This is a genomic window from Kitasatospora sp. NPDC097691 (assembly GCF_040302665.1).
GTDB lineage: Bacteria > Actinomycetota > Actinomycetes > Streptomycetales > Streptomycetaceae > Kitasatospora.
Genome location: NZ_JBEORY010000038.1, coordinates 53,384 through 73,254, shown reverse-complemented (window position 1 = coordinate 73,254; position 19,871 = coordinate 53,384). Strand labels below are relative to the sequence as shown.

Annotated in this window: 18 protein-coding genes and 1 pseudogene; 12 read left to right on the top strand and 7 right to left on the bottom strand. The window is 72.4% G+C overall.

Features of this window, described 5'->3' with window-relative positions; translation table 11 throughout:
- Positions 1–236 precede the first annotated feature (236 nt).
- Positions 237–467, bottom strand: coding sequence for a VOC family protein (locus tag ABTY56_RS24690; RefSeq protein ID WP_350631268.1), 231 nt, complete (start codon positions 465–467; stop codon positions 237–239).
- A 566-nt stretch (positions 468–1,033) separates the two neighbouring features.
- Between ABTY56_RS24690 and ABTY56_RS24685 the strand changes: the two genes are divergently transcribed.
- The 5 genes and pseudogenes from ABTY56_RS24685 to ABTY56_RS24665 all read left to right on the top strand — a co-directional run.
- A complete protein-coding gene (locus tag ABTY56_RS24685; RefSeq protein WP_350631266.1) occupies positions 1,034–1,363 on the top strand; it encodes a hypothetical protein in 330 nt (109 codons plus the stop codon).
- Positions 1,364–1,528: 165 nt separating this feature from the next.
- The gene (locus ABTY56_RS24680) at positions 1,529–2,314 is read left to right on the top strand and encodes a thaumatin family protein (protein ID WP_350631264.1); all 786 of its coding nucleotides are present in this window, start codon (positions 1,529–1,531) and stop codon (positions 2,312–2,314) included.
- Positions 2,315–2,401: 87 nt separating this feature from the next.
- Positions 2,402–3,019, top strand: coding sequence for a glycosyl hydrolase (locus ABTY56_RS24675; protein WP_350631263.1), 618 nt, complete (start codon positions 2,402–2,404; stop codon positions 3,017–3,019).
- Positions 2,905–3,222: a glycosyl hydrolase gene (locus tag ABTY56_RS24670; protein ID WP_350631273.1), complete on the top strand. Its 318-nt coding sequence runs from the start codon at positions 2,905–2,907 to the stop codon at positions 3,220–3,222. The genes ABTY56_RS24675 and ABTY56_RS24670 overlap by 115 nt, the downstream gene beginning before the upstream one ends.
- Positions 3,223–3,323: 101 nt before the next feature.
- Positions 3,324–3,461: pseudogene (locus tag ABTY56_RS24665) on the top strand (exodeoxyribonuclease III); the annotation flags it as partial.
- A 206-nt stretch (positions 3,462–3,667) separates the two neighbouring features.
- Here ABTY56_RS24665 and ABTY56_RS24660 read toward each other — a convergent pair.
- From ABTY56_RS24660 to ABTY56_RS24645, 4 genes are all read right to left on the bottom strand, one after another.
- Positions 3,668–4,837 carry a PD-(D/E)XK nuclease family protein gene (locus ABTY56_RS24660; RefSeq protein ID WP_350631261.1) on the bottom strand — a complete coding sequence of 390 codons (1,170 nt, stop codon included), beginning with the start codon at positions 4,835–4,837 and terminating at the stop codon, positions 3,668–3,670.
- Between the two features lie 471 nt (positions 4,838–5,308).
- On the bottom strand, positions 5,309–6,529 hold the full coding sequence (locus ABTY56_RS24655) for an MFS transporter (protein WP_350631259.1): 1,221 nt from the start codon (positions 6,527–6,529) through the stop codon (positions 5,309–5,311).
- 155 nt (positions 6,530–6,684) lie between these two features.
- Entirely contained in the window at positions 6,685–7,560 is an 876-nt protein-coding gene (locus ABTY56_RS24650; protein WP_350631257.1) for an alpha/beta fold hydrolase, read from the bottom strand.
- Between the two features lie 150 nt (positions 7,561–7,710).
- Positions 7,711–8,712: a hypothetical protein gene (locus tag ABTY56_RS24645; RefSeq protein ID WP_350631256.1), complete on the bottom strand. Its 1,002-nt coding sequence runs from the start codon at positions 8,710–8,712 to the stop codon at positions 7,711–7,713.
- A gap of 724 nt (positions 8,713–9,436) precedes the next feature.
- Between ABTY56_RS24645 and ABTY56_RS24640 the strand changes: the two genes are divergently transcribed.
- Positions 9,437–10,048, top strand: coding sequence for a TetR/AcrR family transcriptional regulator (locus tag ABTY56_RS24640; RefSeq protein WP_350631254.1), 612 nt, complete (start codon positions 9,437–9,439; stop codon positions 10,046–10,048).
- 208 nt (positions 10,049–10,256) lie between these two features.
- Here the strand turns inward: ABTY56_RS24640 and ABTY56_RS24635 are convergent, their stop codons facing one another.
- On the bottom strand, positions 10,257–10,703 hold the full coding sequence (locus ABTY56_RS24635) for a MarR family winged helix-turn-helix transcriptional regulator (RefSeq protein ID WP_350631252.1): 447 nt from the start codon (positions 10,701–10,703) through the stop codon (positions 10,257–10,259).
- A 59-nt stretch (positions 10,704–10,762) separates the two neighbouring features.
- On the opposite strand from ABTY56_RS24635, the gene ABTY56_RS24630 reads away from it, so the two are divergent.
- Entirely contained in the window at positions 10,763–11,758 is a 996-nt protein-coding gene (locus ABTY56_RS24630) for an SDR family NAD(P)-dependent oxidoreductase (protein ID WP_350631250.1), read from the top strand.
- Between the two features lie 78 nt (positions 11,759–11,836).
- Here ABTY56_RS24630 and ABTY56_RS24625 read toward each other — a convergent pair whose 3' ends face one another.
- A complete protein-coding gene (locus ABTY56_RS24625; RefSeq protein ID WP_350631248.1) occupies positions 11,837–13,036 on the bottom strand; it encodes an MFS transporter in 1,200 nt (399 codons plus the stop codon).
- A 61-nt stretch (positions 13,037–13,097) separates the two neighbouring features.
- On the opposite strand from ABTY56_RS24625, the gene ABTY56_RS24620 reads away from it, so the two are divergent.
- From ABTY56_RS24620 to ABTY56_RS24600, 5 genes are all read left to right on the top strand, one after another.
- The gene (locus ABTY56_RS24620; RefSeq protein ID WP_350631247.1) at positions 13,098–14,126 is read left to right on the top strand and encodes a transcriptional regulator; all 1,029 of its coding nucleotides are present in this window, start codon (positions 13,098–13,100) and stop codon (positions 14,124–14,126) included.
- 276 nt (positions 14,127–14,402) lie between these two features.
- On the top strand, positions 14,403–15,221 hold the full coding sequence (locus ABTY56_RS24615; RefSeq protein WP_350631245.1) for a DUF6424 family protein: 819 nt from the start codon (positions 14,403–14,405) through the stop codon (positions 15,219–15,221).
- 4 nt (positions 15,222–15,225) lie between these two features.
- Complete coding sequence (locus ABTY56_RS24610) at positions 15,226–15,549, top strand: hypothetical protein (protein WP_350631243.1); 324 nt, start codon at positions 15,226–15,228, stop codon at positions 15,547–15,549.
- 173 nt (positions 15,550–15,722) lie between these two features.
- The gene (locus ABTY56_RS24605) at positions 15,723–17,123 is read left to right on the top strand and encodes a S8 family serine peptidase (RefSeq protein WP_350631242.1); all 1,401 of its coding nucleotides are present in this window, start codon (positions 15,723–15,725) and stop codon (positions 17,121–17,123) included.
- A 591-nt stretch (positions 17,124–17,714) separates the two neighbouring features.
- Positions 17,715–19,850 (top strand): SpoIIE family protein phosphatase, encoded by a 2,136-nt coding sequence (locus ABTY56_RS24600; protein ID WP_350631240.1) that lies wholly within the window; start codon positions 17,715–17,717, stop codon positions 19,848–19,850.
- Positions 19,851–19,871: the final 21 nt, after the last annotated feature.

The window sequence follows — 19,871 nt, the reverse complement described above, 5'->3', positions numbered from 1 at the left end:
CCCAGCCACCCGCACCCCAGCCACCGGCTCCGCGCCAACCTGCACCCCGCCCACCGCATCCCCGCCCACCGGCCGGTGCGAGCCCCCTTGCCAGGGGCGCCGCGACCGGTGCCCCGGGTCCACCGCGCCCCGAGGCCGGGTCGGCGATGCTGCCCTTGCGCCGCCGCGGCCGGCGGGCTCCAGCCGTGCGGGGGCCGGTGGCCGCACCCGCGACCGGCAGCCGGACGCCGGGGAGCTCATCCGCCCGGCGCCAGGACCACGCAGTGGTGCTGGGAGTTGCAGCGCAGGAAGACCATCAGGTCGTCCGTGTAGGTGTCGGAGACCGCGAAGCCGAGCGCGTCGGTGTAGAAGGCCTTGGCGGCGTTCAGGTCGGGCGAGTTGAGCACGACGTGGCTGAGCCGGTCCGGGCCGTAGCTCCGGCTCGCGGGTTCGCGGTGCTCCGGCCAACCCGTGCCGACGTCGAGCACGCGGCCCTCCGGATCGGTGAATTCGACCGTGTAGCCGCCGTCGCCCTCGGAGGCCGGCGCCTACGTGGCCGCCGACCAGGCCGCCGCGTACGCCAAGGCGATATTCGGCACGGCACGGCCGCGCGCAAGGGCATGGAGAGTGCCGGTGTGCCACGTGGGTGCCGGGCTGACGATGGACCAGCCGCGCACCGCGGAACCGGCGAAGGCCGACCGGATGGCTCGTCAGGGAGCCACGGAGGACGACGTGTCGGCTGTTGTTGTCGACGGCGAGGCCCGGTGACGGGCACCGTCCGCACGGACCGGCGGCCTTTCGCGGGGCGGGTGCGACGGCTAGCGTACGTACAAGATGCACACGGTCCGTGACGGTTCGTCACAGGATTCCGCCGTGGGTCTGTGCGGTACGGGCGGGTCACCGCGCCCGGACGCACGCCCGCCGAAGACGTCCACCGCACGCCTGGAGACCCCGTGAATCCCAGCTCCGTTTCCCGTCGGCAGCGCCTGCTCGCTTCCGGCGCCGCTTGCGTCGCGCTGTCGTGTTCCGTCGCCCTCTCGCCCGCTACAGCTCCATGAGCAGGGCCGACTGGGTCAGGGACGTCACCGACCACATCCCGCACGACCTGGCGACCGGCTGCTACCCGGACCGCGACCACACCGCAACGGTGTCCGACTGCACGAACCGCGTCACCCACGACGGGGTGCTGAACAAGGACACCAAGGACAGCCCGCGCTCGGCAGTCGGCCACAACTTCGACCGCGCCTACGACCTCGCCGTCAAGGACATCGCCCGCCAGTGGCAGCAGTTCAAGGACGAACTCCAGCGCAGGTACCCGAACAACGGCCGGGCGAAGGCGATGATCTGCGCCATCACCCACGACCACCCGGACAAGACCTGCTGACCCACCGCCGCGGGCACGCGGCAGGGCGACCCCATTCTGACCGCCCTGGGCGGGGTCGGTCGGCTCGCCGTCAGTGCGCAGAGCCAACCTGTACCAGCAGTCCGCCCGGATCCTCGGCACCTCCCCCCGGAACCAACCCGACCTGCTGAGCCGAACGGAGACGTCATGCGAAGGTTTCTGATCAGGCTGTTCGTCGCGGTGGCCGCTGCCACCCTGACCGTGGCGCTGCCCGGTTCGGGCGCGGCGGTGCCGGCCCGCACCGCGCCGACCGCGGCTTCGGCCGCGGCGGTCAACCACACCGTGACGTTCGTGAACCACTCGTCGCAGCGGCTGTGGATCGGAAGCGGCGTCAACGCCGACGGGTCGAAGCAGTTCACCCGGCTGCCGGTCCTGGCTCCCGGGCAGTCGGCGACGGTGACGATCCCCGAGACGACCGCCCCGTTCCACTGGCGGGGGAAGTTCTTCGCCCGCCAGGGATGCGACGGGGCGGCCGGCAGCGGCTTCCACTGCCGGGTGGGCGACTGCGGCCCGCTCGCCGACCGCTGCACGACGGGCGAACAGCCCGCCAGCCTCGCCGAGTTCAACTTCGACGCCAAGGACGGTGCCGCCCCCTGGTACGACGTGAGCTACGTGAACGCGTTCTCGCTGCCGGTCACGATCACTCCGGTGAACGCCTCGATCCCGGCGGGTGGGGCCTGCGACACCCGGGGCTGCGCGACGAACCTGCTGTCCTCCTGCCCGCCCGCCGACCTGACCCGCGGGCCGGACGGAAAGCCGATGCTGTGCACCAACCCCAGCCGCGACACCCCGAGCAACTACAGCCGCGCGCTCAGCGCAAAGTGCCCCAAGGCCTACACGTGGTCCAAGCAGGACCAGGTGCCGGGCAACAAGGTAATGCAGCAGTGCAGCCGTTGCAGCGGCTTCACCGTCACCTTCGGGCCCTCCGCGTGAGATTCCCGACCGCCTGAACCGCATGAGGTGCCCGGCCCGGGACGCCGGGGCCTCGTCATGACCGCCTGATCGAAGGAGAGGAACGCCTTGCCGCGCCGAACACGTCTGTTCACCGTCCTGCTCGCCGTGCTGACCTGCCTCACGGTCGGCAGCGCGGCCGACGCGTCCGCCGCCCCGGTGAAGAAGAAGGGCGTGAGCGCCTGGAACTTCACCGACGTCACCAGGGCCCTGGCCGATGCCAGGGTCGGCTGGTTCTACACCTGGGCCTCGGACCGGCAGCAGATCAGGCCGCCGGCCGGCGTCGAGTTCGTCCCCATGATCTGGGGTGCGGACTCGGTGACCGACGCGCAGCTCGCGACCGCCAGGAAGGAGGGCACGACCCTGCTCGGGTTCAACGAGCCCGACCTGCGGGGCCAGGCCTACATGAGCGTCTCCAGGGCCCTCGACCTGTGGCCGCGGCTCCAGTCGACCGGGATGCGCCTGGGGGCACCCGCGGTGGCGGGCGGCGGCGACGTCGCGGGCGGCTGGCTCGACCAGTTCTTGAAGGGCGCCGCCGCCCGCCACGACAAGGTCGACTTCATCCCCCTGCACTGGTACGGCTCGGACTTCCGCGCCGATGCCGCGACCGGTCAGCTGCGGAGCTACCTCCAGGCCGTCCACGACCGCTACAAAAAAAGCCGATCTGGCTCACCGAGTACGCCCTGATCGACTTCTCCGGCGGCACCCCAAGGTACCCGACACCGGAACAGCAGGCCGCGTTCGTGGCGAAGTCGACCGCCATGCTCCAGGGGCTCCCCTTCGTCGAACGCTACGCGTGGTTCACCCTCTCCGCGGACCGCGGCGGCACCGGTCTCTACAACCGGGCGACGCCCAACCGGGTGGGCGCGGCCTACCGCGCGGCCGGCTGAGCACACCGCCACAAGAGGTCCCCACCGCCCAGGCCGGCAGGCACCCTCGAACAGACTGCACTCGAACGGGTGGACCCTTCTCGAAAAAGGCGTCTATTCGCTGGAGGATCGACCTCCAGGTCGCCTCCCCCGCCCTCGCCACCACGGCAGTCGAGGCCTATGTCGAGCGCGCCGACACCCACGCCGAACGCTGGAGCGACCACGCCCCCGTCACCGTGGTGTACAACCATGACTTCTGACAGTCCTCAACGGGAGAAGGTCCAAATCCGGCAGCACGGGCTCAGGCTTTGAGCGATCGACCAACGGGGGCTGGGCGATGCCCCAGGGAGTGTCTCGCGGATCACGGCAGACGGTCGCCGCCGGGGCACGCAACTCGCCAGCCATCAGCCGGAGGGGGAGTTGCCTCATATCCGACGTGATCGGCGAGAGACTTCCCAAGACGCCCCTAGCCCGCCACTACCTTGTCCAGAGCCGCAGCGTGGGCGCGCCAGAGGGCGGTGGTGAGGTGGGTGAAGCGGGTGACGTAGAGGGCGAGGAGATCGGTGTCGGTGTCGGCGAAGTCGAGGTCGAGGTAGTCCCAGTCGGCCCAGGACGACCAGTGGTCGGGGCGCATGAGACGGGGCCACGCGGCGCGGGGGGCAGACGGGGCGAGCCAGAGGCCGTGGAAGGGGATGTGCTCGTCGAGCATGCGGTCGGGATTGGCGAAGAGCAGGGGGCGGAAGCCGTAACCGATGCCGGCCAGCGGGGTCTCGGTGGCTCCGCGCCAGGCGGGACGGGTGAGGAGGCCGACGCGCTCGGGGTAGGGATCGGCGCGCCGGCCCTGGGCGGAGTCCTCGAAGGTGGTGCGGGTGACATCAGGGCCTAGCTGGGGGGCGAGGGTGTCGAGGGCGGCGTCCAGGCGGTCGGGCAGGTCCTCCAGGAGTTCGAAGGCGGCGCGGCGGGCGCGGGTGAAGTCCAGGCGGCCATGGCGGATCCAGAAGCGGGCCCGGGCCTCGTCCGAGGGGGTCACGGCGTGCATCCTCTCCAGGGTGGCCAGGTAGTCGTGGGCATGCGGGGCGGCGCCGGGGGTGGCGGCCAGGTGGGTGCGCAGGTCGCGGGCGAGCGTACGCAGGCGCAGCGGGACGAAGTCGGGGTGGGCAGCCGCCTCGCCGGTGAGAGTGAGGAAGACGAAGTGCGGCCGGTGCAAGCCGGCGAAGTGGGCGGCCAGGTCGGCGGTCTGCTCGGTGTGCTCGGAGGACTTGACCTTCAGCTCGACCACCACGGCGGTGCCGGAGGTCCACAGCACCAGGTCCGCGCGCCGGTGGGCGGCTTCGGGGGTGGCAGGCAGGTCGTGCTCAGTGTCGACCAGGGTGCGGGGCAAGCCGGGTCGGGCAGCGAGGTCGGGGCGGCCGGTGCGGCGCAGCAGGGCGGCGAGCAGCGCGGTGCCCAGGCCGTGGTCACCGGCGGGGTCCAACAGCCAGGCGAGCATGTCGCGGTGGGCGGACTCCTGCTCGGTGCGGTACAGCAGTTCCAGCGCGGTGCGGCGCGGCCGCGGGCCGGGGTGTGCGGTCGCGGCGTCCAACATCCTTTTCGCGGCGGCCCATTCGAGCGCCGTTCCGGGGGTGATCCTGCTCATCCGGTCAGCTTGGCAGAGGCCGTCGGACGTGCCCGCGCCGGGGTGGCCCCGCCGCCGGGAGGTGACCCCGGCACGGTGCTCGAAGGTGTCTCGCCGAGACCGTCAGATCCGCAGCGGCGGACCGGCGCCCTCGATCTGCGGGACTCGACCGAGCGAGTAGTGATCCCCCGGGCACGAGCAACCCGCGTGCGTGCCGGGCCGACGCGGCGGCGAGGTGCACGAGGTGGGGGTGGGCGGAGCAACCCCCACGCGCGCGCGGGGTCGACACCGAAGAGGACGCGGAGATGCGGCGATCGACCGAGCGACCCCCGCGCGCGGGAGGCTACTCCCAACCAGAGATCGGCCCGGGGCCAGGTCCCCGGGTCCTGCGGCTCATCGCGGAGCAGCGCGGCATCCGGCTCTCGGAGGATCCGTTCGAGCCTGGGACGGCGCTACGGGCGCGCCGGCCGGGCCGGCGGGCGGTGTGGTCGGCTACGGTTCGGTGCGCCGGTGTTGACGCGTCGTCAGCGCAAGGGCCGTGAGCGACAGAAGGATCACTACCGCCGCGTATCCGTCGGCGGTGCGCTGCAGGCCGAACCGGCTGGAGAGCACACCGGCTGCGACGGCGGGCAGGCTGAAGGCCAGGTATCCGACGGCGTAGAGTGCGGCGAAGACCGCGGCCCGTTCCTCGGCGGCGGCCGGCGGGCCGACCGTGCGGAAGGAGCCGAGCAGTGCGGCCCCCCAGCCGAAGCCGGCGATCGCGGTGCCGAGGAGGTAGGCGGCCGGGACACCGGCCAGGACGCCGATCAGGGTCAGTGCCGTGCCGGTGGCGAGTGCCAGCGAGCCGATAGTCATCGCCCCGCGCGGCTTTCGCGGGTGGAGGACGAGCGAGCCGATGGCGCCCATGCCGGTGAGCAGGGCTATCACCACACCGGCGATGACATGGTTGTGGACGTGCAGGACTTTGGCGCTGAGTGACGGCCCGAGGGACAGGGTGAATCCGTTGAGCGCCCAGAGCGCCACCAGGCCGGGCAGGACGGCCATGAAGTGCGGCTTGACCTGGTGGGGCACCGACATCCGCGGGCGGAGCGAGGTGAGGGCGCCGGGGCGGCGTGCCGCGGTTTCGGGCATCAGGGCGACGACGGCGAGGGCGGCTGCGAAGACGGCTCCGAGCAGGATGTAGACCAGTGTGGTCGGTGCGGGGGCGTACTGGACGAGCAGCCCGGCCCCCAGCGCGCCGGAGGCCAGGCCCAGGCACGAGGAGACGCTGTTGATCAGTGTTCCCAGGTGGGGGCGGTGCTCGGGCTGGAGGTCGACCAGGCCGGCGCTGATGGCGCCGGTCGCGGCACCGGTGGCCAGACCCTGCAGGGTACGGGCGAGCATCAGCGATCCGGCGCCGGCGGCGGTGGCGAAGAGGGCCATGGCGCCCACTTCGAGCAGCAGCGAGACAGCGAGTACCGGGCGGCGGCCGATGTGATCGGACAGCGCGCCGACCACGGTCAGGGCGAGCAGCAGGGCGATGGCGTAGAGGGCGAACACCACGGTGACGGCGGCCGCCGAGAAGCCCCACCGGGCCTGGTAGACGGGGTAGAGGGGGGACGGGGCGCTCGCGGCGGCCAGCAGGAGCAGCTGTATGCCTCCGAGCAGCCAGAAGGCGACGGTGTGGGGCAGCAGGGGGTGCTTGTGGCGGAGGGCCGGGAGGGAGTCGGTCATGACGGATGTCTTTTCAGGTCTGGCGGTGCGCGGCGCCGTACGACGTGATTCCTGCCGGGGGCTGCAGCGCAGCGCGTTCAACGGATGGTGCGGCGGGGCGGTGACGCCTCGCCGCACCACGGTCGTTCCTGGTGGTGGCCGGGCGGTGGGTCGGGTCAGCCGTTCCAGTCCGCGAGGAAGTCGAGGAGCTCCCTGTTGACGATGTCGGGGCGTTCCTCCTGGCAGAGGTGTCCGCACTGGGGAATCGGCACGCCGCGGACGTTCCGTGCCAACCCCTTCCAGACGTCCAGGACGTCGTAGGCCTGTCCGACGGCACTGAAGTCCTCGCCCCACATGGTCAGCACCGGGCAGTCGATGAGCCGGTCGGCGTCCTCGCGGTCCTGGGCGACGTCCTCCGCCGCTGCCCGGTAGTCCATGCAGGATCCGCGGATCGCGCCCGGCTGTCGGTAGGCGCGGACGTAGACGGCGACTTCCTCCGGGGTGAGCATGTCGGGGTCGTACGACCAGCTGCGGTAGAAGTGGGTGAGCCAGGTCTCCTCGCGGCCCGCGATCAGTGCCTCGGGGAGGTCGGGCACACCGAGGAAGGTGAAGAACCAGTACCCCTGCCGGGCGAGGGTGACGTCGTAGGTGTCGGCGATGACCCTGGTGGGGATGTTGTCCATCGCCACGAACCGGTCGATCCGGTCACGGTGGTCCTTGGCGAACCGGGTGGCGACACGCGCCCCGCGGTCGTGGCCGACCAGGGCGACGCGTTCGTGCCCGAGGTGATCCATCAGCGCGACCACGTCGTTGGCCATGGTCCGCTTGTCGTAGCCGGAGGCGGGTTTGTCCGTGTCGCCGTAGCCGCGGAGATCGGGGGCGATCACGGTGAACCGCTCGGCCAGCACGGGTATCTGCTTGCGCCAGCCGTACCAGGTCTCCGGGAAGCCGTGCAGCAGGTAGACCGGCGGCCCCTCGCCGGCACTGACCCAGTGCTGCCTGATCCCGTTGAGTTCGGCGGTGTGGTGCCTGATGCCTGTCGGCTCTGTCATGGGGGCTCGCTCGTGAGGTCGAAGGGTGTGAGGGAGGCGCCGCCGCCCGTGCCGTACGGAGGCGACCGGACGGACGGCGGCGGTCGGACGGCCGGACAGCGGCGGACGGCCGGACGGGGGCGGCCCGTCACCGGACCGCCCCCGCCGTACCTAGTGGCCCGAAGTGATCCGGACGGCAAGGACGTTGGGGTCCTTGTCGGTGAAGTAGGCGGCGCTCGCTATGTACGCCGTGTTGCCGCGGACGGCCACGGATGTCGGGCCCTCCAGCCCGTCGGCGGCCGTCAGGACCGTGGTGTGACCGTTCGGCCGGACCAGGACGACCTTGTTGTCCGCGTTGATCGCGGCCAGCAGGGTGTTGCCGGCTCCGACGAAGTCGAAGTCGTCGATGTTCACCAGGCCGGTGGCCCGGGTCTGGACGGGACCGGCGGTGCCCCGACCGGAGATCGGGATGCGCAGCACGGTGCCCTTGTCCAGGTTGGTCACCCAGGCCGCACCGTTGTGGATCTTGATGCCGTTGGCGCCCAGGAACCCGGCGGGCGCCAACTCGGGCGCGGCGGCCCACTTGCTCGGTGCGCCCCCGCTGGTGGGGACCCGCCACACCGCGCCGAGGACGGAGTCGGCCACGTACAGCAGGCCGGTGCGCTGGTCGAGGGCCAGGCCGTTGGGCAGGCCGTCGGCCGGCAGCGCGGCGATGCGCTCCGGCACGCCCCCGGGACGCAGGCGCCACAGACCGGTCAGGTCGGTGGTGCCCGTGGCGTACAGGAAGTACAGCGTTCCGTCCTGGGCGCGGACGATGCCCCCGAGGAAGGGCGAGGTCAGGGCCGGGGTGACGGCACCGGCGGAGGGGGCCGGCAGGGTCGCGAGGACTCGTACCCGACCGTCAGGGGTGATCCGGGCAACCTGACGGCTGTACGCGAAGGTGACGTCGGCGCTGCCGTCGGGCTCCAGCGTGATGTTCTCCGGCCGCTGCCCGTCGGCGATGTTCAGGTGCGACACGACGTGCACGCCCGACACCTTGGCGGAGTGGGACGCACCGTGCGTGTTCTGCGCCTGGGGAGAGGCGGCGGCCGCCGGTCCTACGGCGGTCACGGCCAGGGCAGCCGCAGCGATCGCGACCAGCAGGTTCCACTTCTTCGTCATGGTCTTGGCCATTGGTCTTTCTTCTCTCGCTGTTGCCGCTTGGGTTATGGATCTTGCATATCCGGACCGGCACGCTCAGCCGGGGAACCGCTGGTGAGGCCTCCCCGGCAGCAACGCGGCTCTGCGGTGGGCCCGGTGCTGAGCAGGCCCGCATCGCGGTGGAGAGCGGAGGAAACCTAAGGCCGTCGCGCCGGACTCCGTTGCGCCGGACTACCGGCCCCTCATCCCGGCCCTCTCCGCGGTCCGAGCACCCGGCTCCTCGAGCCTGAACTGAGTAGACCGGTCTGTCTGATCAAGGAGACTAGACAGACATGTCTGTCTAGTCAAACGCCCTGGGTGCACATGGAATGACCATCGCCGGACGCTCCGGCGGCGATCCTCGGGGCCGCCCGATCTGCGGCGGCCACGACCTGCGCATGGTGGAAGCGGGGGCCCGTCGGACGCGAACACCCCGAACGGTGCGGGTTGGTACCGGCCGCGGAGCAACAGCGCGGGGGCCGCCTGCGGCAGCGTGACCGTGGCGCGCAGCGGAGAGGCTGCCGCCCGCGAAGCAGCGCACCGTCTCGGTCGGGTCCGGGCGCTGCGCGTCGGCAGCCCGGCCCGCGGCAGATCGCCGCGATCGGGCCCCGCGCATGGCACGACGCCCGCGATCGTTGCACCTGGCGCACTGCTCGAAAGGCGCCCAGAGAACCGGGGCTACTATAGACAGATCGGTCTGCTATGGAGGTTTCCCGTCATGACCACGAGGAGCGCGGCCAGGCCCACGGCCCGCGAACGCCTGCTGGCCGCCGCGGACGAACTGTTCTACCGGGAGGGCGTGCGCAGCGTCGGCATCGACCGCGTCATCGAGCAGGCCGGTGTGGCCAAGGCGTCGCTGTACAACGCCTTCGGCAGCAAGGAATCGCTCGTCTGCGCCTATCTGGAAGGCCGGCACGCGAAGAGCGCCGCGCGGATCACCCGACACGTCGAGCGGTGGGACTCTCCGTACGACCGCCTGCTCGCGGTGTTCGACGCACAGAGCGAGCAGTTCGCCGAGCCCGGCTACCGCGGCTGCGCCTTCGTCAGAGCCAGCGCCGAGGCCCATCCCGGCGACCAGGTCGAACGGGCCGCGGAGGCCTTCCGCACCTGGATCCGCGGGCTGTTCACCGACCTGGCCCGGGAGGCCGGGGCCTCCGACCCCGCCGTCCTGGCCCACCAGCTGCACCTGCTCTACGACGGCGGCGGCGTCTCGGCGGGCATGGACCGGGACCCGTCCGCGGCAACGGTCGCCCGGGCGGCTGCGGCGACCCTGCTCGATGCCGCGCTCGCCGGGCCCGACACCGACAGCTCACGCGCCGACCGGAGCTGAGGGCCGAAGGGAGCGAGACACCCGCGACGGCCGACCTGCCTGCTCTGCGGTTCGGGCGACGGGTCGGCCGTCGAGTGACCGGTGGTCACGACGCTCGACCTCGTCGCCGGCGGTCACGGCGCTCGGCCTCGCCACCGGCGGACCGACGCCCGGCCTCGCCACCGGCGGACCGACCACCGGCGGCCACCGGGAGCCCTGGACGGCACGACTAGGTCGGCACGGTCTCCAGGCAGGCGAGGAGCTTGTCGAGGTCGGCCAGTTGGCCGGCGTCCAGGGCGCCGAAGATGCATTCGAGGGCTTGGTGGCCGGCCTGCTCGCCGGCCGTGAGCGCGGACCGGCCCTTCTCCGTCAACCCGACGGTCTTTCGCCTCCGGTCATCGGGGTCGACGACGCGGGTGACCAGCTGGAGGCGTTCGAGGGCCTCGACGGTCTGGGTCACGGACCGCGGCGCCTGGCCCAGGACTTCGGCGAGTTCGGCCTGGTGCACGGGGCCGCGCCCGGCGAGGACCTGCAGCAGCTTGATCCTCGACAGCGTCAGCCCCGCGGCGGCCATCTGCCGATCGATCGCGCCGCGCGCCCGGTGGGCGGCGGCCAGGAAGCGCAGGCCCACATCGGCCGGACCGGGTCTGGTCGAGGGGACTTCACGCTGGCTCATGGTGTCGAGTATTGTCGCACAAACAATTGATGAGGTACCTCACGAATGGAGCGACGACGATGGACCAGCCTGTTGCCGTCATCACCGGTGCGACGTCCGGTCTGGGCCGGATCACCGCACGGGAACTCGCCCGAAGCGGCTACCGGCTGGTGGTCGTGGCCCGTTCCAGGAGCCGAGCCGATGCGCTGCTGGCCGAGCTGAGCAGCGTGGCCGAGGACGTCCGGGTCGAGGTCTTCCTCGCCGACCTCGGCTCGGTCCGGCAGGCCCGCCGGGTCGGCAGGCAGATCGCCGCGCGCTACGAGCGGGTGGACGTCCTGGTCAACAATGCGGGCCTGCACGCCTTCAGCCAGCGAACCACCGCCGAGGGGCTGGCCGAGATGACCGCGGTGAACTACCTCGGCCCCTTCGCCCTCACACGTGAACTGACCGACACACTCCTCCGGTCCGCCCCCGCACGCATCGTGAACGTCGCTTCGGAAGCGGCCCGGCAGGTACGCGGCATCGACCCCGCTGCCGACCTGCGCGACCTCGCCCCCTACACGCGCCGCGGCTCGATGGCCGTCTACGGCCGGACCAAGCTGATGATGATCATGTGGACGCAGGAGCTGGCCCGGCGGCTGGATGCCGACAAGGTCACCGTCAACTGCTGCGACCCCGGCTTCAACGTCACCGGCCTGGGCCGGGACCTGCCCGGTTCCGCCCTCCTGGAGCGCGCCCTCACCGCTCTGCACGTGGGCGACCCGCGCAAGGGAGCCTCGATCATCGTGCGCCTCGCCACCGACCCGGCCTTCGGCCGCTCCAGCGGAGGCTACGTCTCCGTCCGGGACGCCACACCCTTGCCGTGCCCCGAGCCCGGGCGCGCCCCGGAGACGCAGCTGCGGCTGTGGTCGGAGACGGTGGCCGTACTGGACGGGACTCCGGCGGAGGACGAGTCGGAGGTCGTGGATCAACAGCGTCGACCCGGCCCCGGAGAACGGGCAGCAGCGGACCCGTCGACGGGGCGACGTCAGCTGCGCGGAGCCGGCCCGGGAGACGAGGGCGGCGCCGACCGGTGAGCTGCGGGGTGGCTACCGGAACCGTCGCATGACCGTGGCGAGAGCGGACCTGCTGGACGTCGGCGGAGGCTGCGGCAGCTACGGTGATCCGTCCGCCGCCCCAGCCACCGCCCCGGCCACCCTTCCGCCACGCAGCCCGGGCGCCAGGAGCAGGGTCGCGGCCAGCGAGGCCGCCGCCGTCGCGACCATGCCGGTGGTCGGCGAGGTCAGCTCGGCCACCGAGCCGGCCACCGCCGCGCCGACCCCCTGCATGGTCAGCATCCCGGAGCTGTGCAGGCCCAGGGCCTGCCCGCTCAGCTCGTCGGGCGTCAGCGCCATCAGCCGCTCCTGCAGCAGCAGCCCCGCCGCGTACCCGAGTGTGGCGACCGTGACCAGCAGCAGGGCGACCGGCAGCCCCGGGTCCGACGCGAAGAGCAGGTACGGCGCGGCGAGCAGCACGCACAGGGGGACGGCCAGCCGGTCCCGCCACCGGGCGGGCAGGACGCGGCCGGCTATCGCGTCCCCGACCAGCATGCCGACCGCCCCGAAGGCGAACAGCAGGCCGGCGTCGCCGGGCGAGTACGGGACGTACAGCGCCTCCACCCCGACGATCAGGCCGTTCGGCACCCACAAGGCGAGGTAGACATGCCGCCGTGGCACCGACGACCAGAGCAGCGCGTTGGTGCGCCACGTCTCGGTGACCGAGGTCCGCCCCGTGCCCCGGGGCGGTCGGCGGCTCAGCCCGCAGCGCGCCACCACCGCGGCCGACAGGTACAGGCCGGCGGAGAGCAGCAGCGTGCCGCGCGCCGAGAGGAGCGCCACCAGCACGCCGCCGGCGGCGAAGCCGCAGATCTGGATGAGCCCGACCGACATGTTGAGGACGGACCGTCCGAGCAGGTAACCGTCCCGGGTCAGGACCTCGTTGAGCAGCCCGTACCGCACCCCGCCGCCGACCGACCCGGCCACGCCCAGACCGAGCAGGACCACGAACACCGCCCAGACCGGCAGGCCGGGAATCGCCTGCAGGGCCGTGCCCGCACCGAAGAGCAGGCTCAGGCCTGTCATGGCGGCGCGCGGCGGCAGCCGGTCCGCCCCGGAGAGCACGGTGGCCGCTCCGACCATCTGGGCGAGCGCGGGGCCGAACATGGCCAGCGAGGACAGCAGCGCGGAGTCCGTCTGCCGGAACACCAGGATGCCCAGGGCGAGCCCGCTCACCGTCTGGGCCGCGGTCTGGCCGGCCGAGGCGAGGAAGAGCGGGGTGAACTCCCTGGTACGGAAGAGTTCCCGATACGTACGCATGCGGCAGAGTCTCTCCGGGATGATCGACGGGTCGTCAGACTTTCGCGGGGAGGCGAAACGAATGAGCTGGTGGCGGGTCGACGCGGACACCCTGGCCGGGAGCCGGTTCGTCACCTCCCCGCTCGCCGAGGCAGTCGCCGGACTGAAGACCCTGCACCGGGCCGGCGCGAGCCACGTCGGCGAGCACCGGTGGCTCGGCGCCCACCTCGCCGGCTACCGGGACCGCCTGGCCGGCGACCCGGTCACGGCAGCCCTGGTCGGAGCCGGGCTGGGGCACCGGTGGAACGCGACCTTCCTCACCCCCACCCCCGTCGGTGACGGAGACCCCACGTTCACCGAGGAGTTGGAGCAGATCCGCGCCACCCCGCCCGCCGTCGTCCGCGCCGACCTGACGGAGTCCCTGAACGGCTCGCTACCGGGCCTGCTGCACCGCGACGATCTGGCCGAGCGGGCCGCGGACCTGCTGGAGTGGGTATGGACGGAGACCGTCCAGCCCTCCTGGCCGCGCCGGCGGCGGGTCATCGAGGCCGACATCGTCGCCCGCACCGCCAGGCTCGGCCTTCACGGGTGGGCCACGACCCTGAACGAGCTGCGCCCCGGGATGCGCTGGATCGGAGAGGACCGCCTCCAGGTCACCGGCTGCGACAGCCCGCCGTCGGAGCTCGTCGGGGTGCAGCTCATGTTCGTCCCGGTCACTCCGAACCAGAGCTGGGTCTGCTGGGACGTCCCTCCGGTCGACGGCCGGCGCACGCTCCCCGCCCGACGGTACGCAGTCGTCTACCCGTGTTCGGGAGTCCTGGTCGACGACGACCACCGTCCGGTGCCGAAAGCCCTGGCCGCCCTGCTGGGCCCCGTCCGGGCCGAGCTCCTCACCCTGCTCGACACTCCGAAGACCACCACCCAGCTGGTGGCCCTCACCGGCCGGCCGCTGGGTTCGGTGGGCCGGCACCTGCGGATCCTGCGCGAGGCCCGGCTGACCCGGCGCCGACGAGCGGGCAGATCGGTCCTCTACTACCGCACCGCGGCGGGACAGGTCCTGGTGGACGCGCAGCAATCCGGGACCGGGGCGGCGGGGAGCGTGGCGAACTGACGACCGACGGCGACCGTCCGGTCCGGGCGACGGACGTCGGGGCGGCGTAGGCGGGGGAAGCGGACAACGTACACCGATCCGCCCCGGGAAGCGCCCCGGGTGCTGCCCGCCGTCATCGGCCGTCTTCGGGCCGTCATCGCCGTCTCACCTTGCCGTTGCCGGTATGTACTCGCACGGTCTTGACCCGTCACGGGTGCGGCGCGCAGTCTGGAGATACAACGTAAATGTGGCATGTAAATCTTGCCCCGACGCGTACAGGGCTCATGGGAGGTTTCCATGACCGCCGAAGCGAGCGGCGATCCGACCCGGCCGCACACCGAGTCCGAGGACCTCGGCTGGACGATCAACATTCCCGGGCACCCGCCGCGGGCCGACTCCCCGGAGTACCGGGCGGCCCGGGCCGCGATGCACCGGCTGACCGACACGCTGGACAGGCCCTTCTACGGCGCTGAGCCGGTGGAGGACCACCACGGCGGCAGTCTGTGGCTCAAGGACTCCGAAGGCTGGTTCCTGGTCCGCAACCTGGTCGGGATCGAGTGGTCCGCGCAGTTCTGCGCCGACCCCTCCAAGGTCGACCTGCTGCGGCAGAACGCGAAGCGGCTGTACGCGCTCTGTCCGGACGCGGTTCAGGAGCTCGGCATCGAGGAACTGCTCGACACCCCGATCACGGATGCCGCCGGGGTGCAACGGTGGACCGACTCGATCTGCAACGCCGGCGTGCCGCTCCCCCATGAGGTACACGCCGCGGCGCTGCCGCAGGGCGGCGGCGTGCACCACTACCCGAGCCCGGTGACCGAGATCGTCTTCTTCAAGCGGGACGACTTCCGGCTGTGGGTCGTCGACGCGGGTGGCCAGGCCGTCGCCGTGGCCCCGGTGGCGAAGCGCGGTTCGGGTGACGGGCGGGTGCAAGTGCTCTTCGCGGCGCAGGAGTCCGCGCTGCATCCCGCGCTGGAGCGGGCGCGCGACAGCGGGGACGCTCTGCTGCTCGGAGCGGAACATCCGATGGCCCGGACGGCTTTCGCGCGGCAGTACGACAATCCGGCCCCGAGTGTGACGGCCACGAGTGTGGCGGCCTCGCCCCGGGCGGCCGCCTAGAACCATGGACACGGCACAGGGCCACGGACCGGGCACCGGACAAGGCGCCGGACCGGGCGCCGTCGAGGCCGTGGTCGAGCTGCGGGCCGGCGGCGGGGCGCGGCTCGACGCCCTGCGGAACTGGTGCGCCGGGCGCGGGATCTCGGTCCTGCCGATGGCGGCCGGTGCGCTGGTCACGGGCCCGGCGACGCGGTTCCGGGAGGCGTTCGGGCACGGTCCGGTCGACCCCTCGGGCGCGGAGGCGCTGCCCGTCCCGGACGAACTCCGGGCGGCCGTGCGGTCCGTCACCGTGCTGCCGGTGCCCCGACCCCATTCCCCTGACGACTGACGACAGACGACAGACGACAGACAAGAGACGACAGACGACAGTTCTCCCGGGTACCCGAGGCCCGGTTCATCCCCTGAGGAGACATGATGCTTCCCAAGACAACGCAGAACGGGCAACCTCCTCCCGACGTGGTGTTCGGCTACGTGTCGGCGCGGTCGGAGGGTGGAACGCCGATGACCGAGGCGACCGACCTGACCTCGGCCGCACCGTTCCGGGCCGGTGAGGACATCCGCGCCCGGGCCAAGGACCGGGCGGAGGGAGCCGGGCTCACGGTCACCGCCGAGAGCCGGCTGGGCTTCACGGTCTACGGATCGCCCACGGCCTACGAGCAGTTGACCGGTGGCCGGGTCGCCTCGTACGAGGCCCTCCAGCACGTGTCGACCGGGCGCCGCCGCTACGTGACACACCTCGACCTGGTGGGCCCGGGCCAGCCGGAGGCCCGGGGTGTGGGGGCCGCGCCGGACGCCGACGACATCGAGGCCGTCGTGCTCGAACAGCCGCGCTCCTGCTACCGGTTGTCGCCGAGCCCGCAACCACCGAACGTGAGCAAGTTCCACCTGCGGCTCCCCGGCGACGTGGCCATGCTGCTCGGCGCCACCGCTGCGCACGGGCAGGGCGCGGTGGGCGCGGGCGTGGACGTCGCCATGGTGGACACCGGGCACTACCAGCACCCCTTCTTCACCCTGCAGGGCTACGACGTCGATCCCGTCGTCACCGTGGTGCCGGGGACCAGCCCAGCCAAGGACCCGATCGGACACGGGACGGGGGAGTCGGCCAACATCTTCGCCGTGGCCCCCGGCGCGAAGCTGAAGTTCTTCCGGGCCAGCGACGCCAGCGGCAACCTGACCAGCGCCGTGGCCGGTTTCCTCAAGGCGAAGGCCGCCCACCCGAAGGTGCTCACCAACTCCTGGGGCGGCGACCTCGACTTCCCGCCCCTCACCCCGCATCCGCCCGCAGCGTCCCGGGTCTGGATTCTGGAGATCAAGGACGCGGTGGAGAAGGGCATCGTGGTGGTGTTCTCGGCCGGCAACGGCCACTTCTCGGTCGAGCCGCAGGTCCCCGGAGTCATCGCGGCCGGCGGCGTGTTCGTCGATCACGGTCTCGGCGTCCAGGCCTCCAACTACGCGAGCGGATACGCCAGTCCCTGGTTCCCCGGTGAAGTCGTGCCCACGGTCTGCGGGCTGGTGGGGATGCTGCCGCGGGCCCAGTACCTGATGCTCCCCGTGCAGCCGGGCTGCGAACTCGACGTCGAGCAGAGCCAGGCGAGCGACGGGCAGATGCCGGACACCCCCGACGGCACGACCTTCGACGACGCCTGGGCGCTCTTCTCGGGCACCTCGGCGGCCGCGCCGCAGATCGCCGGTGCCGTCGCCGTCCTGCTCGGCCAGAACGGCCGGCCGAACATGACGGTCCAGCAGGTGACGGAGGCGCTCGTGAAGACCGCCACCGACGTCACCTCCGGCCACAACCACCCCCGGTTCAACAATCCGGCCGGGCAGGGCCCGGACGAGGCCACCGGGCCGGGACTCGCCAACGTGAGCGCGGCCCTGGCGTTCGCGAAGACCAACTTCTGAGAAAGCCGACCTCCGAGAGGCCGACCTCCGGGAACGCCGAGGGTCGAGGTCCGCACGGCTCACGGGGCGGACCTCGACCCTCGGCGACGCCATGAGGGCCGCCCCGACGGCTGCTCCTCGCCGCGGCCGCCGTTCACCGGCGGCATCCCCGAGCGGGCCGGTGGCCGGGAGCGCCCGACCCGCCACGGAGGAAGCGGCCGGTCCGCCGTGCCCCCCGGCCCACACCCCGGCTCCGCCTGCGCGCCCCCGCACCCCCGGTCCCGCGGGCTCTCGCACCCGTCCCCCGCCCCCGTCTCCCCCTACCCCGACACGACCCCGACCCCTGCCTCGCTCGCGCCCGCTCCGACGGCCGGCACGACCCACGTCGAGTGCGGTCGCGAAGGCCCGCCCGACGGCTCACGCGTCGATGCCGAGCCGTCGCCCCCTGGATAGACTGACCAGGCGTTCCAGGAACGGACCCGGCGCGGGCGACGGAGCGCCCACGACGCTCCGCAGTCGCGCGCGTACGCCACTCTCCGTGACCGCAGCGGCGGGGGCGAGCCGGTCGAGGATGATCCGGCAGCGGGCCATCGATCGGACGGGAGCCCTGCCATGGCGAACACGTCCAGGTCTCCGGGCGGCTACGACCCCGAGATCACCCGCCCCGTGTCCGCCCGCGCCCCTTCGCCGTCGTCGGCCCCCCGGGACGACACCGAGCCGACCGCGGCCAACGACCGGCTGGCACTCAACGGCATGGGCAGCTTCGACTGGGACCTCGACAAGGGCACCTACCACCTCGACGACGTGGGCCTTGAGGTGTTCGACCTACGGGCCGACGAGTTCGACGGAGAGCCCGCGTCACTCTCCGCCAGGGTGCTGCCGACGGACAGCGAGCGCCTCGACGAGGCCGTGTCGCTCGCGCTGCGGGAGGGACACCTGACCTTCGCGTCCTACTTCCGCCTGGTCTGCCGCGACGGCACCCTGCGCTGGGCCCACACCCAGGGGCGCATCCTGCGCGACCCGCAGGCGCGCCCGTACCGGATCGTCGGCATCGTCCGCAACGCCGAGGAGGAACTGGCCCACGCCGAGGGGATGCGGACGCTCGCCGCCGACCGGCGCCGCCAGACCGACTCCGTGCGCGCCACCACCGAAGCCCTCGCCCGCGCCGTCACCGTCCACGACGTGACCAACGTGCTGACCGACAGCGAAGGGCTGCGACGCTTCGGGGCGGACGGGCTGGCCCTCGGACTGGTGGACGGGGACGTCATGCGCCTCGTCGCCGCGACCGAGGAACCGTCGGCTGAGCTCAGGGCCCGCGACGACCTGTCGCTGACCCACCTGGGGGACGGCCTGCCCCTGTCCGAGGCCGTCCTCACCCGGCGCGCGCGATTCATCAGCACCCGGGACGAGCTCACCACCCGCTACCCCCGCCTGCTGCCCTATGCCGAGGAGATGGGGATCGAGGCGGCCGCTTTCCTGCCCCTGGCCGCCCAGGCCCGCTCCATCGGCGCGCTGGGCCTGTTCTACCGGGACAGGCACCACTTCAGCACCGAGGACCGCAACATCTGCATCGCGCTCAGCAGCGCGGTCGCACAGTCCCTGCAGCGCGCCATGCTCTTCGACCAGGAACGCGAGTTCGCGACCACGCTCCAGACCACCATGCTGCCGCGCCGGATCCCCGAGATCAACGGCGGCGAGGTGGCCGTCCGCTACCGGGCCGGCCGCAGCGGACGCGAGGTGGGCGGGGACTGGTACGACGTCATCCCCCTGCCGGGTCGGCGGGTGGGTCTCGTGGTCGGCGACGTGGAGGGGCACGACAGCCACGCGGCCGCCATCATGGGTCAGTTGAGGATCGCCCTGCGGGCCTACGCCACCGAAGGACACACCCCCGCCACCGTCATGGCCCGCGCGTCCCGGTTCCTCGCCGAGCTCGACACCGAGCGGTCCGCGACCTGTATCTACGTCGACGCCGACCTGGAGACCGGAACCCTGCGTCTGGTGCGGGCCGGCCACCTCGAACCACTCGTGCGGCACAGTAGCGGCCTCACCGGCTGGGTCGGCGTCCGCGGCGGCCTGCCGCTCGGCGTGGCCACGGTGTTCGGCCAGGACGGCTACCCCGAGACCCGTCTCGACCTCAACCCCGCGGACACCCTGCTCCTGTGCACCGACGGGCTGGTCGAACACCCCGGTCGGGACATCGCGGACGGCATCGAAGCCCTCGCCGCCGCCATGCGGGCCGGCCCGCGGGACACCGAGGCGCTCGCCGACCACCTCTGCGGCGGCCACCCGAGCCGCCTCGGCAGCAGCGACGACGTGGCGCTCCTGCTGCTGCACCGCGCAGCCGTACCCGGCGCCCACGCCACCCGGCAGATGACCCAGCACGTCCACCAGGCCGATCCGGAAGGGTTGGTGGAGACCCGGGCCATGCTCCGCCAGGCCCTGGCCGCGTGGGGTGCGACCGACCTCCTGCCCGACGTGGAACTCACCGCGGACGAACTGATCACCAACGCCCTGGTCCACACCGACGGCGGCGCACTGCTCACCATAGAACTGCGAGCCGGGACCGCCCCCTGCATCCGCCTCGAGATCCGGGACCGCTCCAGCGTCCTGCCGCGCCGCCGGACCCCCGGCGAGACCGCCACCTCCGGCCGCGGCCTGCTGCTGGTGGACGCCCTCACCGGGAGCTGGGGCGTGGAGCCGCTCGGCAGCGGCAAGAACGTCTGGTGCGAGTTCCCGCTGGCGGGTTGACCACCCGATGGCAGCTCACCT

Coding starts and splice junctions, on each gene's coding strand:
- ABTY56_RS24610 (WP_350631243.1), top strand. CDS start 15,226: ATGGACACGGCACAGGGCCACGGACCGGGCACCGGACAAGGCGCCGGA.
- ABTY56_RS24635 (WP_350631252.1), bottom strand. CDS start 10,703: ATGAGCCAGCGTGAAGTCCCCTCGACCAGACCCGGTCCGGCCGATGTG.
- ABTY56_RS24655 (WP_350631259.1), bottom strand. CDS start 6,529: ATGACCGACTCCCTCCCGGCCCTCCGCCACAAGCACCCCCTGCTGCCC.
- ABTY56_RS24615 (WP_350631245.1), top strand. CDS start 14,403: ATGACCGCCGAAGCGAGCGGCGATCCGACCCGGCCGCACACCGAGTCC.
- ABTY56_RS24680 (WP_350631264.1), top strand. CDS start 1,529: ATGCGAAGGTTTCTGATCAGGCTGTTCGTCGCGGTGGCCGCTGCCACC.
- ABTY56_RS24630 (WP_350631250.1), top strand. CDS start 10,763: ATGGACCAGCCTGTTGCCGTCATCACCGGTGCGACGTCCGGTCTGGGC.
- ABTY56_RS24625 (WP_350631248.1), bottom strand. CDS start 13,036: ATGCGTACGTATCGGGAACTCTTCCGTACCAGGGAGTTCACCCCGCTC.
- ABTY56_RS24685 (WP_350631266.1), top strand. CDS start 1,034: ATGAGCAGGGCCGACTGGGTCAGGGACGTCACCGACCACATCCCGCAC.
- ABTY56_RS24660 (WP_350631261.1), bottom strand. CDS start 4,837: ATGAGCAGGATCACCCCCGGAACGGCGCTCGAATGGGCCGCCGCGAAA.
- ABTY56_RS24620 (WP_350631247.1), top strand. CDS start 13,098: ATGAGCTGGTGGCGGGTCGACGCGGACACCCTGGCCGGGAGCCGGTTC.
- ABTY56_RS24645 (WP_350631256.1), bottom strand. CDS start 8,712: ATGGCCAAGACCATGACGAAGAAGTGGAACCTGCTGGTCGCGATCGCT.
- ABTY56_RS24605 (WP_350631242.1), top strand. CDS start 15,723: ATGACCGAGGCGACCGACCTGACCTCGGCCGCACCGTTCCGGGCCGGT.
- ABTY56_RS24600 (WP_350631240.1), top strand. CDS start 17,715: ATGGCGAACACGTCCAGGTCTCCGGGCGGCTACGACCCCGAGATCACC.
- ABTY56_RS24650 (WP_350631257.1), bottom strand. CDS start 7,560: ATGACAGAGCCGACAGGCATCAGGCACCACACCGCCGAACTCAACGGG.
- ABTY56_RS24640 (WP_350631254.1), top strand. CDS start 9,437: ATGACCACGAGGAGCGCGGCCAGGCCCACGGCCCGCGAACGCCTGCTG.